Genomic DNA, 18,063 nt, shown 5'->3' with positions numbered 1-18,063 from the left:
CAGCGTACCGATTTTTTTGGTTCTATTAAGTTTGCGTGGTTTCTCACCCGACGTTAAGAGGAGGGAAAATGAATGAGTTCTTCTTTCAAGAGGAAAATTGCAAAAGTTAAAGTGGCGGTGGCATCTCCAGAGGTTGTTAGAAGCTGGTCAAGTGGAGAAGTCAAAAAGGCTGAAACAATCAATTACCGTACCTTCAAACCGGAAAGGGACGGTCTTTTCTGTGAAAGGATCTTCGGACCTGTGAAGGATTACGAATGTGCTTGCGGAAAGTACAGTGGAAAGAAATACGAAGGTACGGTTTGTGAAAAGTGTGGAGTTAGAGTTGAATCAAGGGATGCAAGAAGGCGCCGATTCGGACATATCGAATTGGCTGCACCTGTTACGCACGTTTGGTATCTCAAGAACACACCTAGCGTCATCGCCACGTTACTTGATATGACCGTGAAAGACATAGAAAACATCGTTTACTTTGGTAGCAGAAGAGTCAATGAAAGAGTTTTGATAGTCACAGACCCAAAGAATACACCGTTTGTTAAAGGTTCAATACTGAACCAAACAGAGTATGAAATATATGAGAAAAAATGGGATTTTGAAGTGTCGCCCGCTTACATCGTCAAGGAACCAAGAGCTCCACTCGTAGCCGACATAGATGGAGAAGTTCAGATAAAGCACGAAAGAACACACACAGACAGAGATATCTACTGGATCACAATAAAGAACGTTATAAGAACCGAATTGCGTGTTTACAGTGGCATGGAACTCAAGGTTAAGGATGGTGATTTTGTCAACCAAGGAGACGAAATAGTTCCAGAAAAAAGGGTTGACGCCATTTTCGCACCATTTGATGGAACTGTAGAAGTCGACGAAGTTTCGGAAACAATCACGTTGAACCCACTTCCAACAAGCAAGAATACGCCTATCACATTCACATTACCGTACGGTGTACGAGCTTTGGTAAAGAACGGCGATAAAGTCAAGAAAGGGCAACAGCTGAGCACAGAAACAGTGCTGCCACGCTTAATTGCGCCAATTTCTGGAACTGTTAAATTCAGCAGAAATCTCAACCTTAGGCCTATTGATAATGGAACATACGAAGTAATTACAACAGGTACGATATATATCGAAAATGTCCAATCCTCGAAGACGTACCCAGTTTTCGAAGGTGCAACGATATACGTACAAGACGGAGAAATGGTAAAAGCAGGCGATGTCATCGCTGACAGGTTCTTGTTTGAAGATGAAAAGCTTTCTATTGAAGAATACAAAATTTTCAGCCAACACTACCACGGCATGTTCGTTGTTGAAGAGCAAGTGGAAAACGATAAACCAATAATGGTTGTAACGTACATCGATCCAGAGATATCGCAGGAAACAGGAATTACAAGAGGCCAGATCATTACCCAGCAAGATTACGAAGCTTACAGCATGATATACCCAGGAAAAATCGAAGCAGAAACTGGTGCTGCAGCTATAAAGAAATTACTGCAGCAACTTGACCTCGAAGTTATGAAAACCGACCTCGAGAACGAGCTCAATAAAGTTCCAAAGAGCAGTGTAAGAGCTAAGAAATTGTTGAAGAAATTGAGAATCGTCAAAGACCTTATGGAAAGTGGAACAAAACCAGAATGGATGGTGCTGGACGTTCTGCCAGTTGTTCCACCAGAAATCAGGCCTATGATCCAGATAGACGGCGGCCGATTCGCAACAACGGACCTCAACGACCTTTACCGAAGGGTCATAATGAGAAACAACCGACTTAAGAGATTGTACGAAATGAACGCGCCTGAAGTCATCATCAGGAACGAGAAGCGTATGCTTCAGGAAGCCGTCGATAACCTTATCTTCAACGGGAAGATAGGAAAAGCGTACACAGACAGGAACGGAAGACCGCTGAAATCACTCACTGATCTCATCAGAGGAAAGAAAGGTCGTTTCAGAAGGAACTTACTCGGTAAACGTGTAGACTACTCCGGTCGTGCGGTCATCGTTGTTGGTCCTCATTTGAAGATACACGAATGTGGTTTACCAAAGAAGATGGCGCTTGAGCTCTTCGAACCGTTTGTTATCGCCGAGCTCTCGAAAGAAGAAAACGCCGAAACAACACAGACAAAAGTCAAGAAATACAGAAAGGAACTCCAAAGAGAAGATCCAAAAGCTTGGGAAAAACTCGAAAAGGTGATTCAAGGAAGGGTTGTCCTACTCAACAGGGCACCAACACTACACAGGATGTCGATTCAAGCGTTCGAACCAAAATTAATAGAAGGTAACGCAATCCAGTTGCATCCATTGGTATGTCCGCCGTTCAACGCTGACTTCGACGGTGACCAAATGGCTGTTCACCTACCGCTCTCGCCAGCGGCACAAGCTGAAGCAAGGTTACTCATGCTTTCAAGGTACAACATCATCTCGCCAGCGCACGGAAAACCAATATCGATGCCTGGAAAAGATATCGTCGCTGGTGTTTATTACTTGACTATGGTTGATAAGAACTACGACAAAGTCCAGCCAGAAGATATCAAATGGAAGTTTGCATCTCCTGAAGAGGCAGAGATCGCGTACGAGTTTGGCCACATAAGACTACACGAGCCGATACTTGTGAAAATCAACGATAAAGTCATCAAAACAACGTTCGGTAGGGTGATATTCAACTCGATTCTTCCGGACGAACTCAAAGATTACAACAAGACATTCGGTAAGAACGGGATTAAGGACGTTGTCTACAAGACATTCAAAAAACACGGTATTGACAGAACTGCAGATCTGCTTGATGATATAAAGACGCTCGGATTCCACTACGCAACGATTTCAGGATTGACGGTCAGTTTGAAAGACTTCCTCATCTCACCGAAGAAGAATGAAATCATCGCCGAAGCAATGAAGAAGATAGAAGAAATTGAAAGACTCTACGAAGAAGGTTTGCTGAGCGATGAAGAAAAGTACAAGGAAACGATAAAGATTTGGACGAAAGCAACAGATATAGTGCAAGAAGAAACTTATAAGTACCTTGGCCAGAATCCATTTAACCCAGTGTTTATTATGGTCGATTCTGGAGCAAGGGGTAACAAAGACCAGCTTAAGCAACTTTCCGGTATGCGCGGTCTTATGGCTGACCCGTCCGGTAAGACCATCGAAATTCCGATTCTTTCTAACTTCAGAGAAGGTCTGTCGGTGCTTGAATTCTTCATCAGTACGCACGGTGCAAGGAAAGGTTCCGCTGACACCGCTTTAAGAACAAGCTCTGCAGGATACCTAACAAGAAGGCTCGTTGACGTTGTCCAAAGCGTTGTGATAACTCAACCAGACTGTGGAACACACGAAGGTGTAAGGGCAGCTATATTGAAGAGCTCTGACAATTTCGTTGTTGAAAAGATAGAAGATTTCATCTTCGGAAGACTTTTGGCAAAAGATGTTTACGAACCAGGAACAGGTAATATACTCGTCAATCCAGAAACTGGAAGGGTCTATCAGAGAGATGCCGTAATCCTTGACGAAGATGCGAAGTTCTTGTCTAATTACAAAAAGAGAGTACCTGTTGTTGAAGAAAAAATCTTTGATCTGTCCAATATGAACATCCCTGAAGTCTACGCAGAACTTGCAGAAGATGTTGACCTCGGAGGAGAGGTACTACCAGCGGAAAGTGAACTCAACTGGGAAGTTATCAAAAAGCTAAGAGATGCACGAATCAAAACGGTAAAGGTAAAGCTCTACCCGGTTGTTGGAAACGTTGTTGCAGAAGAAGTCGTATGGGACAAAGAAAGGAAGAGACAACTTGCCGTTGAAGAAGAACAAATAGACGTAACCGTTGCAAAGATGCTTGAGGAGAACAATATAGACAGTATCATTGTTCGACCAGAAATTTACGTAAGGTCACCGCTCACATGTGAATCAGAGCACGGTGTCTGTGCTAAATGTTACGGTCTTGACCTTTCGAACCATAAAGTTGTGAGTGTCGGTGAATCTGTAGGTATTGTAGCAGCTCAGTCCATCGGTGAGCCAGGTACTCAGCTTACAATGAGAACGTTCCACACCGGTGGTATCGCGACAACGGCGGACATTACACAAGGTTTGCCAAGGGTTGAAGAACTCTTCGAGGCAAGGAAAAAGACGAAAGACCCAGAAGGTATATTCTCTAAAGTCAAGGGCATTGTAGTCGACATTTCACAAGATGAACCAAAGAAGATCTACATACAAGACGAGCTTGGCTCAATACACGAATACGTTGTTCCGTCAAGGGTAAGAATCAACGTAAACATTGGGCAGAAAGTCCTACCGGGTCAGTCCCTTACAACTGGTTCTCTGAAAGTTAGAAAGGTGCTTGAAGAACTCGGAGTGGAAGACACGGCAATGTACTTGCTTAGAGAAATCAAGAAGGTCTACGTCCAGCAAGGTGTCGATATCCACGACAAACACTTCGAATTGATAATCAGGCAGATGCTCAATAAGGCAGAAGTCATTGAACCAGGTGATACAGACTTCTTACCAGGCGACCTTGTACCAATTACACTTCTTAACAAAGTCAACAGAGAGATAATGGAAGGTAACGCAAGGATAGAGCTCAACAGGAAGCGCATTATTGGTAAGACACTTGCAAGGCACATCCTTATAAAGAACGAAGAAGGTCAAATCGTAGAACTTGCAAAAGAAGGAGACGAAATAACAGAACAATTATTAGAACAGCTGATCAAATACAATGTAAAAGATGTACTAATCATCAACCACGACAAAGAAAGAGAAGTTTACCAGATAATGCCAAAGGAAACGGTTAAGTACAGAAGGAAACTACTGAGAATCACACAGGCATCACTTGAATACGAAGGTTGGCTCAGTGCGGCAAGCTTCCAGCAAACACAACAAGTACTGACAGATGCAGCCATCAAAGGTGCGATTGATACACTCAAAGGTCTCAAGGAAAACGTCATCGTAGGTCAGCTTATCCCCGCTGGAACTGGATTTGAAATATTTGCAAACATACAATACGAAGAAACGCCAAGACACGCTGCTGAAGAAAAGGAAAAATTGGCATAACCGTTTCAAAGTAACGCAAATAAACGTGGCATCCTCAAAAGGATGCCACTCAGATTGTTGACAAACCCCCACTTTTCGATAAACGAAAGGTGGGGTTTTATTATCGCCAATACAACTTTTGAGAAAAATTCTAATAAAACTTCCAAATTTTTGCCCTTCCCTGGACCTCCCTTCCCCTTTTTCCATATCCAATTCGCTAATTTTTTCATGTTAAAACATGTGCAAGTCAATAACACTTGCATGTGCACCTTTTCTATCCCCCTCAGCATCGTCACCCTCATACCGTGCTTCTCCTTCAAGTCCGCAAATACCCTCTCTATCGTCTTGCTTCTTTCTTTGTACAACTCTTTACATTCTTTCGTGTGCCTTAAATACTCTACTTCTTCCATGTATTCTTCCCATACATGTCGGGTGATTATCTTCGTGTGATTCTTACTGCTTGTACATCTACCTAAATCTTCACATTTCTCACATACCTTCGGATCCGATTTGTATTCTTTGTACCCTTTTCTGTTTGTTGTTGAGTATTCTAATATCTGCCCTTGTGGACATATGTAGCAATCGTAATATTCATCGTATACGAATTGTCTTTTTTTGAAATACCCTTCTTTGTGTTGTGCACGTGTGTATGGCATGCACGGGACTATACCTTCGTCCATCAATAGCTTACATATCGGTGGAGTCTTGTATCCTGCATCCAAAGCTGCCCTTTTCGATTTGCCAGCGTTCTTTTTTGTTTTATTGAATAAGTTCTCAAACACCATGCTGTCGTGGACATTTGCTGGTGTTGTTATACAGCTTAGTATTATCCCGTTCTTATCGCATGCTATGTGTGCAGAATATCCGAACTGGTGTTCTTTTTCATTTTTGTTTATCATCCCGCTATCTGGGTCTGTCGTGCTTATTTTTATTTCCTTCAGTTTTACTTTCTCATGTGTGAAATCCAAAGGCTTCAATCCGTGTTTTTGCCTATCTTTGTTTATTTCTTCTTCTAAAGCTTGTTTGTATGTCTTGGTTTGCTCCTCTACAAATACCTTCTCGTACTTTTTCTTGTTCGCACTTGCTTTGATGTGTGTTGAATCCATGAACACGGCATCCATATTTACCAAGCCATGCTCGATTGCTTGCTGCAGTATTTTGTTGAAGATTTGCTCAAACAAATCGGTTCCTTTGAACCTACGTTCGTAGTTTTTACTGAACGTGCTGAAATGAGGGATGGTATCAGAAAACCCGAATCCGAGAAACCATCTGTATGCGACGTTTGTTTGTATTTCCTTTATGGTTTGACGCATGGATTTTATGCCGAACATATATTGGATAATGGTAATTTTAATTAACACAACGGGGTCAATACTAGGTCTGCCATTATTGAGGCAGTACTTGTCTTTGACAAGGTCGTAGATGAAATCGAAATTGATGGCGGATTCGATTTTTCTGACGAGGTGGTCATGAGGGACGAGTTGCTCGATGGAGACGGATTCGATTTGTTCTCTGCGTGATTTATCTTTGTTGATGGTCAGCATGTATATTCCTCCTACTATTTGTGTAAAAAAAGAGGATCCTGTTTGGAAAGGATCCTCTTTTGAAGAGATTATACTTGAACAAGTTATACTTTGTCAACAGTCTGCGTGGCATCCTCAAAAGGATGCCACTTTTTTTGCTGGGGAGCAGAAGGGGTATACTAATGGTAATTAAGTATATGAGACTATATTTGTTCAAGTACGGGAATCTTTGGTTTATTACTCATTAGATATCTCGATTTTTTCATAAAACTATTACTCTTAAGCAATCCATATTCTAATCACTATTGTGTTAACACCTTTCTTAAGCTTCCTCACATGCTATGTATCTTTTTCATTTCTATGAAACTCCATATTACGGTACCCTCGGAAAAGAGGATCGGACTTCCTTTCATTAGCAAATTAATAGGCTTCCTCGCGAAATATAAAATTAGATCTCAAGAAATTTTTGAACAATTCTTATATTCCAATGGTCTAAAGTATTGTTAAGTGATTAGAAAAAGTAATACTAAAGAAACATTTAAAAACAATCTGATCCGCGGATTATATATGCGGAAGAGCTGAGAGGAAGGTTCTCGACCTGCAAGAAGAGGAGAAAAAGAAAGGAGGGCAGTATAAACATTAATGTTTGCCATTACTCAGCCTGGTATGTCGGTGAGCTTTTGCGATGTTTTGGGTTACAGTTTTCATGGGAGGTTACCCACTTTCCAAGGAGGTGGAAAGAATGGACAAGTTGATATTAAAAGTACTAATTCTTTTTACAGTGGTTTTTCTTCTGTCATGCACACCAATGACAGATAATACCCCACCAAGTGTCTCGATAACATCACCGACAAATAATTCATATGTCTCAGGAACGATAAGTGTGGTTGTTGATGCAACCGATGCAAATGGGATAAGCAAAGTAGAGTTTTATGTGAACACGACAAAGGTATCAGAGAAAACAACAGCACCGTACACATTCAATTTGAACACAACCAGCTATAGTGATGGGCAATACACATTGAAGGCAGTCGCATACGATAGGGCAGGTAATACAAAGGAAGCAAGTGTATCAGTAAAAATAGACAATACCCCACCAAGTGTCTCGATAACATCACCGACAAATAATTCATATGTCTCAGGAACGATAAGTGTGACTGCTGATGCAACTGATGCAAATGGGATAAGTAAAGTAGAGTTTTATGTGAACACGACAAAGGTATCAGAGAAAACAACAGCACCATACACATTCAATTTGAACACAACTGGCTACAGTGATGGACAATACACATTGAAGGCAGTTGCATACGACGGCTCAGGAAAATCAAGTGAAACAAGTATAACAGTTAAGGTAGATAACACTCCGCCAAGTGTTTCGATAACAGCACCAGAAAATAACGCAGACCTCTCGGGAACAATGAGCGTAAATGTAGATGCAAGTGATGGAAATGGAATAAGTAAAGTAGAACTCTATTTGAACACATCAAAGCTAGGAGAAAAAACGACAGCACCTTACACTTTCAATCTGAACACGACTAACTACAATGATGGACAATACACATTGAAGGCAATTGCATGTGATAACGCAGGGAACAAAAAGGAAGCAAGTATATCTATCAGAATAGATAATCTGGCACCGAGTGTGTCAATAACATCACCAGAGAACAATGCATATGTATCAGGAACAATAGACGTGAATGTAGACGCAAGCGATGGAAATGGAATAAGCAAAGCAGAACTCTATTTGAACACAACAAAGCTAGGAGAAAAAACGACAGCACCTTACACTTTTAGTTTGAACACAACCACCTACAGCGATGGACAATACACATTGAAGGCAATTGCATACGATAACGTAGGAAAACAAAATGAAACAAGTCTGACAATTACAATAGACAACAAAGCGCCAAGTGTATCAATAACATCACCAACAAACAATGAACTTCTATCAGGAACGATAAATGTGACCGTTGATGCACATGATGAAAACGGAATAAGTAGAGTAGAGCTTTATTTGAATGAGACAAAAATAGCGGAAAAAACAAGCATGCCGTACACATTTAGCGTAGATACAGTAAAGTATCCAAGAGGAAAATACACACTCAAAGCAGTTGCCTATGACGTTGCCGCTAACAGTGAAATAGCACAGGTGGTCATTTACATCGCAAATGAACCAGAAGGGACACCGAAATGGGAATTCAAAACATCAGGCGATGTAAAAGGCTGCCCAGCAATAGGATCGGATGGAACAATTTACGTCGGAAGTTATGATAACTATTTGTATGCAATAAACCCTGATGGAACACAAAAGTGGAAATTCAAAACTGGTGGATATGTTTACTCCTCACCAGCGATAGGACCTGACGGAACAATTTATGTGGGAAGTTATGATAAATATCTGTATGCAATAAACCCTGACGGAACACAAAAGTGGAAGTTCGAAACTGGTTTTCCTATTTATTCGTCACCTGCGATAGGACCGGATGGAACAATTTACGTTGGGAGCAATGATGATTACTTGTATGCAATAAACCCTGATGGAACAGAAAAGTGGAAATTCGAAACTGGTTTGGGTATTTATTATTCCTCACCAGCGATTGGATCTGATGGAACAATTTATGTGGGAAGTGCCGATGACCACCTCTACGCAATAAATCAGAACGGGACGCAAAAGTGGAAATACAAAACTGGCGGAGACGTACTGTCATCTCCAGCAATAGGGGCGGATGGAACAATTTATATGGTAAGTAGTGATGGCTATCTGTATGCCATAAATCCCAACGGAGCACTAAAGTGGAAGTTGAAAATTGCTTCTTATATTTCTTCTTATTATGTTTCATCTTCGCCAGCAATCGGACCAGATGGAACAATATATGTTGGAAGTAGGGATCATAACCTGTATGCTATAAATCCAGATGGCACAGAGAAATGGAAGTTCTCAACTGGTTCGTCTATTTATTCATCCCCAGCAGTAGGATTTGATGGTGGAGCAATTTATGTGGGAAGTGATGATGACTATTTGTATGCAATAAACCCTGATGGAACAGAAAAGTGGAAGGTCAAAACTGGTTACAATGTTTCCTCCTCCCCAACAATAGGGCCCGATGGTATCGTTTACGTAGGAAGTGATGACGATTATCTACACGCAATCTACGTCAAACCATTTGTTGGATTAGCAGATAGTCCATGGCCGAAGTTTAGAAGGAATTTGAAAAATACTGGTAATGTGTCCGATAGTTTGCAGTAAAGGTATGGGAACTTGTAAACACTTGTAGGAAAGCTTTTTTAAAATAGTCTTGTTTACTACACAGCGTTTTCTGTCGTACACGAAAGAACGAACAAACAGTATAATAAGTAAGAGAGAAAACTAAGGTGACAAATGAACACAAAGCTGAAAGTAAGAATCAAATGTGATGAGTAATACTTAAAATAAGCCATCCCTCGGAGGGGATGGCTTTTTTATATGCACAAATAACGACTTGAGGATGAAAATCTGATATATGCACGTTGTTCACACTGCGTTTATTAAATTTGTTGAATGCTTCGAGACAGGTAGAAAACAACGAACTATCTTGTAGCGTATGTTTAATACTTGCTAACTTTAGTGAAAACTACAATATAAAAAAGAATTTCTTGCCACCAATTCTAATTTCTTGCCGTTTGAAATTAAAAAAACAGCTTAAGCTCTTGAAAAGTTTTTCACCTTAAACGGTCTAAAGTATAGTTGTATGATTAGAAAAGTGATACTAACGAAATATTTAAAAATAATCTGTTCCGCTGATTACATATGCGGAAAAGCTGAAAGAAGGTTTCTTGACCCGAAAGAAGAAAAGAAAAAGAAAGGAAGGCAGTATAAACATTACTATTTGTCACTACTCAGCTTTGTATGTTAGAGATCATTTGCGATGTTTTGAATTACGGTTTTTATGGAAGTAAACTAATCCCTGAGGAGGGACTTATATGAGAAGAATTGGTGTGATATCCACAATAGTTTTTCTAATCGCAATATTATTCTTCTCATGTGTAGAAAAACCTATCGTTAAAAAGAAGGTTAATGTAGCAGTAAATGTGTCGCTCGTCGAAAACAGTGATACAAAATCTTTTGAGACAGGATTAAAACGACATATGAAGAAGAGGTCAACGAAGTATGCTTAACTGTCATTAACTCAGCTGGTGAGACTGTGTTTTCAACAGAAGCAACCGAAAAATACAACATCTCTTTCAATTTTGCATTGAAACACGCAGGTAGTTATACATTCAGAGTTGAAGCAAAAAGGGCAGATGGAAGTAGAGTCTTCACAAGCGAAACCGAACAAGGAGTTTATTATGACCAACAGAATATAGTTCGAATTAGCGCATTCCTTGTCAACGGAAAGCTCAGAGTTAATATACGAACAGAAGACGAAATCTGGGAGAAGTACAATGTTACTTTTGACAGTTTAAAAGTATTTAGTACGTATTTATTGCATTTTTGGGAAAATCTAACAAAGGAATCAACGAAGGTAACAATCGAACCTGAGCTTTATCCAAGGATTTAAAGGGTGGGGTACTGAATTTACCTACAGGCGAAGGAATTAAACATAAATCAAGAAGAATGGAGTGGTCTTACCGGAGACGTTTATGTCCCGGTATCACCAGATAAGATTAAGAAAGTCAATATACTAGTGAAGTTTGAGACGGGGATAAAGTTGGTTGTTACAGCATCGAGTGTTGATGTGCCACACATTTCAGGCGTAAAGAACTTAATATCTGTTTGGTACAGGAATCTGAATGAGTTAAGACTCACTTGGGAATACAACGAGATTGGAGTGTATTGGTTCGATATTTAGAAAGAAGTAAATGAAGAATATTACAAGTACGTTGGTCCGACACCTTACAACTCTTGCACAATCCAATCTCTAGCGTTCAAATCCGCGGTGAAACTGAAGAAGAGATTACTTGCGGGAATTATTGAAAAAGGGCAAGATAGAAAACTTGCCCTTTTTCTTCCTTTGCCAGTTGCGACAGCTTTAATTAGTTTTCCTAAGAACAACCTTCAAGTTTGTTAACAGAACATAATTGGTTGACATTGGTCAAATTTACTAAAGAAGCCTTTACGACACACCTGCAGTTTCTTTCTGTTACAACTTCAAGAATTTTTGTAAATTTTCTGAACTATTCTCTGTTTCGGTGGTCTAAAGTATAGTTAGGTGATTAGAAAAGTAATACTTAAGAAATATTCTAAAACAATCTGGTCCGCACATTGTATATGCGGAGAAGCTGAGAGAGGTTCTTGACCCGCAAGAAGAGGAGAAAAAGAAAGGAGGGCAGTATAAACATTATTGTTTATCATTACTCAGCTTAGTACGTTAGAATCATTTGCGATGTCTTGAATTACGGTTTGTATGGAAGTAAACTAATCCCTGAGGAGGGACTTATATGAGAAGAATTGGTGTGATATCCACAATAGTTTTTCTAATCGCAATATTATTCTTCTCATGTGTAGAAAAACCTATCGTTAAAAAGAAGGTTAATGTAGCAGTAAATGTATCAATTGCCGAGAACGGTGGAACAAAGTCCCTGGAAAAGAATCTGAATGCGTTCGAAGATGATATTGATAAAGTATACCTTAAAGTTCTGAACACAGCAGGTGAACTAATCTATTCAGCCGAGACAACAGAGAAGCACAATATATCATTCAACTTCACACTTGATTTTGAAGGCAATTACTTGTTCAAGGTCGAGGCAAAACGTGTCGATGGAACTGTTGTTTTCGAAGGTCAAACCCTCCAAGAAGTCAGCTATGACCAAAATAACGTTGTTCAAATTAATGCATACTTCAGAAATGGAACATTGAGAACAAAAGTAAGGATAGCAGATGAGATATGGAACAAATACGATGTCCACTGGGCGTCACTCAAAGTTTTTAGGTCTCCACATTATTCAGACCCGTCTGCCCTCATTGAAGGAATTGATTTGACATTCGAATCGTCTGAAAAAATCACTGACTTCACTCTTTATCCTTCCATATACGACGTGGAATTTACCATTTTCTTGAGAGCTAAAGAAGTAAATACAGACCCACAAGAGTGGACAAATGAAGATAGTCCAGTGGTTGTCTCTGTGCAAGTTTCGCCGTCTAAAGTCAAGAGTATTGAGATAACGGTCTATTATAAAACCGGTATCAGAGTAGTCGTGACAACATCAAATGTTGATGTGCCATACATTCCAGGTGTAAAGAACTTAAAGGCTGTATGGCACAGAAGTAGAAGCGAATTGAGTCTTGAATGGGAATATGAGGAAAATGCATGTTTTTTCATCTATAAGGAGATGGACGATTACTACAAATATATTGGATATACTACTAATAAGAATTTCACAATTTCTAACTTCACACAAAATGAGTACGAAAAAACAAGTGAAATAGCTGTCAATGCTGTTTTGAACGAAAAAGAAAGTGGCTTCGCAGTTATTCCAAAGGAAAACTTTGAAATAGACAACGAAGGAATAATAGAATTTCGTGATAAAAATCTTGAAGATGCAATAAGAGAAACTTTAGAAATACCACCAGAAAAGCCTGTGACAAAGGCGGATATGGAACAATTACATGTGCTAGCAGCATATTCGCGGAACATAAGTAACCTATCTGGGCTTGAATACGCAGTGAACCTACTACAGTTAGACCTTTGTAACAACCAAATAACTGACTTGACACCTTTATCAGGTCTTACCTCTTTGGCATGGTTATGCATTTCTAGTAATCAGATATATGATATAAGTCCGCTGTCCAACCTTTTAAGCCTTGAAAGTTTAATCCTTTCTGGAAACGGCATAGCCAATATAGAACCGTTAGCTAACCTTTCTCATTTGCAAAACTTGGATCTTAGTTTCAACTACGTTAACGATATTTCCCCGTTAAGCAATCTAACCAACTTAGATTCCTTAGATCTGTCGCACAACTTAATTGAAGATATATCAGCATTGGTAGCCAATCCTGGACTGGGCAGTGGAGATTATGTAGATATTAGAAATAATCTCCTCGACTTATCACCAGATTCAACGGACAATGATATGTATAACATTATAATATTGCAGTCAAGAGGAGTGTATGTATTATATGAATAATCACAAGTAGTGTTGAACCTGTAAAATGGAGCATCTCCAACCATATCCCGGTTGGAGATGCTTGCTTTTTTCAGTCTTTTCTGTAAATCACAAACGATGTCGGTGTTTCCCACAATCTGACTTCTGAAAGCTTGTACCTCTTCGTTGTGAGGTGCTTTTCTAACCTGTCCCATATCCATTCCGCTATGTTCTCAGCACTCGGTTGCGGTATTATTTCGTTTATGTAGGCATGGTCTAAATAGTTCAGTACTTCCTTTTTCACTATCTCTTTGAGCTCAACGAAATCAATGACCATCCCTTCCTCATCTTTCTCCCCACAAACGATGATCTGTAGTTTATAAGTATGTCCATGCAACTTTTCACATTTACCGTGATACTGTACCAAGTTGTGTGCAGCATCGAACGTGAATTCTTTAACCACGCACAACATATTGGTCTCTCCATCCTTTCATTTGAGTTGAATCGAACTCGAATGGAAATTTGACAGGTTTGTTCTCCATGGCAGATTTATAAATCGCAAGCACTATCTCAACGGCTTTCCTTCCTTCTTCTCCGGGAATCTTAGGCTCTCTATTGTACACAATAGCTTCGTAGAAATCTCTGTAAAGTGGCACGTGACCAAAACCGTAGACAGTGTCAGGGTCAGGTAAGTTCATAAACGGATGACCTTCTTCTTCAGGGAATTTCCAAACTTGAATTTTGTTAACCGCAAGCCCGCCTATCACAACCGTACCTTTTTCACCGAATATAGAAAGTGTCTCTTCTAAATTCTTTGGGTAAATCGTCGATGTACCTTCGATGATACCAACCTTACCATCTTTGAATTTAACAATTGCACCACCGAAGTCTTCCGCCTCGATGTACGGATGCTGGAAATTGCGGATCACTCCGTACACTTCGTCAATCTCCCCGCCGAGCATCCACTGGAGCAAGTCGATGTTGTGCGTGCACTGATTCATCAGGGAACCGCCATCAAGGTGCCACGTTCCTCTCCATGGAGCTTGCTCATAGTAATTCTTGTCCCTATTCCATCTGATGGCTGCAACTCCGTAATTGATTCTACCAAAAGCACCACTTTCTATTTTCTTTCTTAGCTCCACAATAGGAGGATTAAACCTATTTTGGAAACATACTCCAAATTTTAAATGCTTTTCTCTTGCTGTACGAATCATTTCATCCATATGCTTTGTTGAAAGTGCCATTGGTTTTTCAACTAACACGTTTATACCACTTTTCAGAAAATCCATCGAAATCTGGTAATGATAACCGCTCTCTGTTGCAATTGCAACAAAATCTATCTCTTCGTTATTTATTATATCTTCGTATTTCTTGTACACTCTCGGTTTGTACCCAGCCTTCTCCTCTATACTTTGGGCACATTTCTCAGCTTTTTCCAAAACAACATCGCAAACTGCAGTGGCTTCTATAGTATCAGAATTCTTTACTATCGCTTCTACATGTTTGGAACTACCAATCCTTCCACACCCAACAAGTACCATCTTCAACTTCTTGCCGTTCATCAAACACTCCTCTCCTTCCTTCGCAGCCTTTTGAATAGGTTTTTCATTCATTGAATGAATATTCTCAAAAGTAATTATACCACAAAAAATCCCCGAGGCAATAGAAGTATACCTCGGGGATTTTGGTTTGACGTTTGTTTTTTTATCTGATCGGTCTTTTTTCGGGAATTCCCGTTTTTCTAGGATATCTTTCCGGTGTTGGAGCGAATTTTTCGAAGACAAGCAAGAATCTGTCTTTGCCTAAAATGGTGTATTTTCTCGTCTCGACCAATTTTACACCAAGTTCTTTCATGGCATTTACAGACTGACCCAACTCTTCTGTATAACCTGGCCCTTTGTAGAGTAGAACATTTCCTCCAACTTTGACATAAGGTGCGGTGAGTTCTAAAACCGTTGCTATCTTTGAGACCGCTCTTGACACTGCGCTGTCAAAATGTTCTCTAAAATTCCCAGCTTTTTTCAGTTCTTCCGCTCTGATGCACATTAATTCAACATTTTTGATTTCCAGTTGTTCGCACAATTTTTTCACATAGTCTATTTTTTTGCATACACTGTCTATCAGAAGTCCTTTAGCGCCGAATTCTATAGCAAGAAATACACCAGGGACACCGCCGCCAGTGCCCACATCCAAAAATTCAGCACCCAAATCTTCTGGTTTTACGGCAATTACAGAATCCATGTAAAGGTTATGGAAGGCTTCATTGAAGTCTTTGAAACCAACAAGGTTCACAGGGGAGTCAATAAGTTCTTTAACGTACCTTTTTACAAGTTCCATTTTTTCCATCAAGAACCACCTTGAAAAAGAATTTTGCAACATCAATCGGGACGCGAGCTCGTGCGATTGGTTCGTTCAACCATCTGTAGAACCACTCAAGACGTAGTTTTTGGAATAGTTGTGGTGCACGCTTTTTAACGCCCGCGATAACATCAAAACTGCCACCAACACCCATAGCAAGTTTGAACGGAAGGTGTTTGTGCTGGTGTATCCAGAGTTCTTGTCTGGGAGTCCCCATTCCAACAAACAAAAGGTCAGGTCTTAATCTTTCAATCTCCTCAGCCGGCGTTTGGTCTTCGAAGTAGCCGTGGTGGTAACCCACAACGTTTACACCCTGCTTTTTCAAATTCTCGGCGGTCTTTGGTATAACATCAGGTCTTGTGCCTAACAGGTAGACCGTCCACTTTCTAGCCACCGCTTCTTTGCAAAGATAAACCATTGTGTCAATGCCAGGTATCCTATCTGTATCGACACCACAATGCCTCTTTATCGCCCAAACAACTCCCGCTCCATCTGGAAGATGAAAAGAAGCATGCTCCAACGCCTCTCTATAGTCAGGGATCTGCTCTGCTTTTAGGAAAATCTGGCTATTTAGCGTTACGACAAAGAGCTTTTCGCCTCTTTCTATGAGTTCAACAAGATGTCCCCTGACTTCTCCAGCCTTTCCACAAAGGACATTGTAGTCGTAAAACCTTACGTTCGTCAAAATACCACCCGCCAAAAGTGCATAATTAAAAAATTTGGGTCGGTTTCTTCCGACCCTTGCTGAACTAATATCTGGTGCCGAGGGCGGGATTTGAACCCGCACGGGTGACCCCACATGATCCTGAGTCATGCGCGTCTGCCAATTCCGCCACCTCGGCAAACTTATTCTCATGTATCAGCAAGGTTTATTATATCACATCGATGAAAGTTTTCAAGTATTATAAACATAGAAAATGTCTTAAAAATACGGTTCCAACAAACCTATAACTATTTTGAAGCAGCCTTTGTAATATAGTGCTTCCACGTAAAGCTTGTCCTTCATCCTCATGCGTGGTGGGTCTGGGATATAGAACCTTAAGCTTGCAAACACGGCATCGGATATGTCTGCAATACTTCTAAAATCGCTTAGATATCCGATTTGGATGGATAGTTGTTTGTTCGTAAATCCAACAACGGGACCGTATACAACAGAAAAGGCGTTCTCAGAAGCACTGTAATCGTATGTTGCGTAAATAGTTGGTCCCACGATAAGACCTAAATCGCTCCCAAAATATACACCACCGTAAATGTTCCAAAGCTTGTTTACCGTCCAGTCAGCATTCAGTGTGAATCCGCTCTCCTCGTATCCGAGGCGTAAGACCCAGTTCGGCGAATTTCCGTAGTTGTATCCAACTCCAAAGTTAAAGTACGCAAACCCAAACACTATTAGCGTGAGTAAGTAGAAAACAAGAGCTCTTCGTAAGAATGTTCTAAGCATCTCCGTTCCCCCTCATGTGAAATCTTAGGACAGGTGAAACTATCCTATTATGAATTTCTTGAATTCCAAAACCACCTTTTCGTCAGTTCTTTCGTACAGAATCTCTAACTTCTTTGGAAGGTCGCGCTCTGTGTAAAGCCTGACTGTTATCGGTTGAACTCCGAATCTCGCAAGAATTGCTGCGTTCTTTGGTTTGAACTCAACATAATTCGACTGGTGCACCACATCAAAAAGAGGTGTTGAGAGGAAATCGGTTATCGATGTAAGTACATCACCCACTTGTGAAACGTTTGAGGATATGTTTTCCGCTGATTTAAAATTCTTGTATTTGTATTCAACTCTCCTCGAGATTAAGTCATACTGGATTACTATGTCTTTAATTACTTCGGGAGCTTTCAAATAAAACACGAAATTCTCAAGGTTTTCAACAACCATATCAAAGGAAAATGTTATCTTTTTACGTGACTGACCATCCATAATATCAAATGTCAGCGACACAGTTATGTCATAGTTGCGACTTCCGGCAAGTTTTTCAATGAAATTGTAAACACTGATACCATTTTCAACTGACTTCGTTAGGACCGATTGAGAGTTAGTTTGTGAATATCCAAGGCTAATATGTATCACAAGCACCAGGCTTAGAAAGGTATAGAAGATTCTCTTACTTTTTAGCAA

13 protein-coding genes and 1 tRNA gene are annotated in these 18,063 nt (G+C 40.2%); 6 read left to right on the top strand and 8 right to left on the bottom strand.

Translation table 11 applies throughout. The features are described 5' to 3' along the window. Nucleotides 1–72: 72 nt before the first annotated feature. Nucleotides 73–5,025 (top strand): DNA-directed RNA polymerase subunit beta', encoded by a 4,953-nt coding sequence (locus CBS1_RS07825; RefSeq protein ID WP_090222936.1) that lies wholly within the window; start codon nt 73–75, stop codon nt 5,023–5,025. 5 nt (nt 5,026–5,030) lie between these two features. Here the strand turns inward: CBS1_RS07825 and CBS1_RS07820 are convergent, their stop codons facing one another. Continuing rightward, nucleotides 5,031–6,548, bottom strand: coding sequence for an IS1182 family transposase (locus tag CBS1_RS07820; protein WP_128998139.1), 1,518 nt, complete (start codon nt 6,546–6,548; stop codon nt 5,031–5,033). A gap of 721 nt (nt 6,549–7,269) precedes the next feature. Here CBS1_RS07820 and CBS1_RS07815 point away from each other — a divergent pair. The 5 genes from CBS1_RS07815 to CBS1_RS07800 all read left to right on the top strand — a co-directional run bounded on the left by CBS1_RS07815 (nt 7,270) and on the right by CBS1_RS07800 (nt 13,631). Beyond that, complete coding sequence (locus CBS1_RS07815; RefSeq protein ID WP_164969261.1) at nt 7,270–9,774, top strand: Ig-like domain-containing protein; 2,505 nt, start codon at nt 7,270–7,272, stop codon at nt 9,772–9,774. Nucleotides 9,775–10,487: 713 nt separating this feature from the next. Further along, complete coding sequence (locus tag CBS1_RS07810; RefSeq protein WP_090223196.1) at nt 10,488–10,682, top strand: hypothetical protein; 195 nt, start codon at nt 10,488–10,490, stop codon at nt 10,680–10,682. A 26-nt stretch (nt 10,683–10,708) separates the two neighbouring features. After that, a complete protein-coding gene (locus tag CBS1_RS07805; RefSeq protein ID WP_090223198.1) occupies nt 10,709–11,065 on the top strand; it encodes a hypothetical protein in 357 nt (118 codons plus the stop codon). 126 nt (nt 11,066–11,191) lie between these two features. Beyond that, nucleotides 11,192–11,356, top strand: coding sequence for a hypothetical protein (locus CBS1_RS10355; RefSeq protein WP_164969260.1), 165 nt, complete (start codon nt 11,192–11,194; stop codon nt 11,354–11,356). A gap of 589 nt (nt 11,357–11,945) precedes the next feature. Continuing rightward, complete coding sequence (locus CBS1_RS07800; protein WP_090223199.1) at nt 11,946–13,631, top strand: leucine-rich repeat domain-containing protein; 1,686 nt, start codon at nt 11,946–11,948, stop codon at nt 13,629–13,631. Between the two features lie 70 nt (nt 13,632–13,701). Here the strand turns inward: CBS1_RS07800 and queD are convergent, their stop codons facing one another. From queD to CBS1_RS07765, 7 genes are all read right to left on the bottom strand, one after another. Further along, nucleotides 13,702–14,061, bottom strand: a complete 360-nt coding sequence (gene queD, locus CBS1_RS07795) for a 6-carboxytetrahydropterin synthase QueD (protein WP_090223201.1) — start codon at nt 14,059–14,061, stop codon at nt 13,702–13,704. Next, nucleotides 14,045–15,151, bottom strand: a complete 1,107-nt coding sequence (locus tag CBS1_RS07790; protein WP_090223202.1) for a Gfo/Idh/MocA family protein — start codon at nt 15,149–15,151, stop codon at nt 14,045–14,047. The genes queD and CBS1_RS07790 overlap by 17 nt, the downstream gene beginning before the upstream one ends. A 142-nt stretch (nt 15,152–15,293) precedes the next feature. Beyond that, complete coding sequence (rsmG, locus tag CBS1_RS07785; RefSeq protein ID WP_090223204.1) at nt 15,294–15,935, bottom strand: 16S rRNA (guanine(527)-N(7))-methyltransferase RsmG; 642 nt, start codon at nt 15,933–15,935, stop codon at nt 15,294–15,296. Then, complete coding sequence (locus tag CBS1_RS07780) at nt 15,901–16,632, bottom strand: WecB/TagA/CpsF family glycosyltransferase (protein WP_090223221.1); 732 nt, start codon at nt 16,630–16,632, stop codon at nt 15,901–15,903. Before CBS1_RS07780 ends, rsmG begins: the two co-directional genes overlap by 35 nt. A gap of 72 nt (nt 16,633–16,704) precedes the next feature. Continuing rightward, nucleotides 16,705–16,789: transfer RNA gene (locus tag CBS1_RS07775), tRNA-Leu, on the bottom strand. 80 nt (nt 16,790–16,869) lie between these two features. Then, nucleotides 16,870–17,388 carry a hypothetical protein gene (locus CBS1_RS07770; RefSeq protein ID WP_090223205.1) on the bottom strand — a complete coding sequence of 173 codons (519 nt, stop codon included), beginning with the start codon at nt 17,386–17,388 and terminating at the stop codon, nt 16,870–16,872. A gap of 39 nt (nt 17,389–17,427) precedes the next feature. Further along, complete coding sequence (locus CBS1_RS07765) at nt 17,428–18,063, bottom strand: hypothetical protein (RefSeq protein WP_176759510.1); 636 nt, start codon at nt 18,061–18,063, stop codon at nt 17,428–17,430.

This window comes from Fervidobacterium changbaicum (assembly GCF_004117075.1).
GTDB lineage: Bacteria > Thermotogota > Thermotogae > Thermotogales > Fervidobacteriaceae > Fervidobacterium > Fervidobacterium islandicum.
Note: the sequence above shows the minus strand (reverse complement) of the source record. Positions and strands in the feature narration are given on the sequence as shown.

Coding starts and splice junctions, on each gene's coding strand:
- CBS1_RS07825 (WP_090222936.1), top strand. CDS start 73: ATGAGTTCTTCTTTCAAGAGGAAAATTGCAAAAGTTAAAGTGGCGGTG.
- CBS1_RS07820 (WP_128998139.1), bottom strand. CDS start 6,548: ATGCTGACCATCAACAAAGATAAATCACGCAGAGAACAAATCGAATCC.
- CBS1_RS07815 (WP_164969261.1), top strand. CDS start 7,270: ATGGACAAGTTGATATTAAAAGTACTAATTCTTTTTACAGTGGTTTTT.
- CBS1_RS07810 (WP_090223196.1), top strand. CDS start 10,488: ATGAGAAGAATTGGTGTGATATCCACAATAGTTTTTCTAATCGCAATA.
- CBS1_RS07800 (WP_090223199.1), top strand. CDS start 11,946: ATGAGAAGAATTGGTGTGATATCCACAATAGTTTTTCTAATCGCAATA.
- queD (WP_090223201.1), bottom strand. CDS start 14,061: ATGTTGTGCGTGGTTAAAGAATTCACGTTCGATGCTGCACACAACTTG.
- CBS1_RS07790 (WP_090223202.1), bottom strand. CDS start 15,151: ATGAACGGCAAGAAGTTGAAGATGGTACTTGTTGGGTGTGGAAGGATT.
- rsmG (WP_090223204.1), bottom strand. CDS start 15,935: ATGGAAAAAATGGAACTTGTAAAAAGGTACGTTAAAGAACTTATTGAC.
- CBS1_RS07770 (WP_090223205.1), bottom strand. CDS start 17,388: ATGCTTAGAACATTCTTACGAAGAGCTCTTGTTTTCTACTTACTCACG.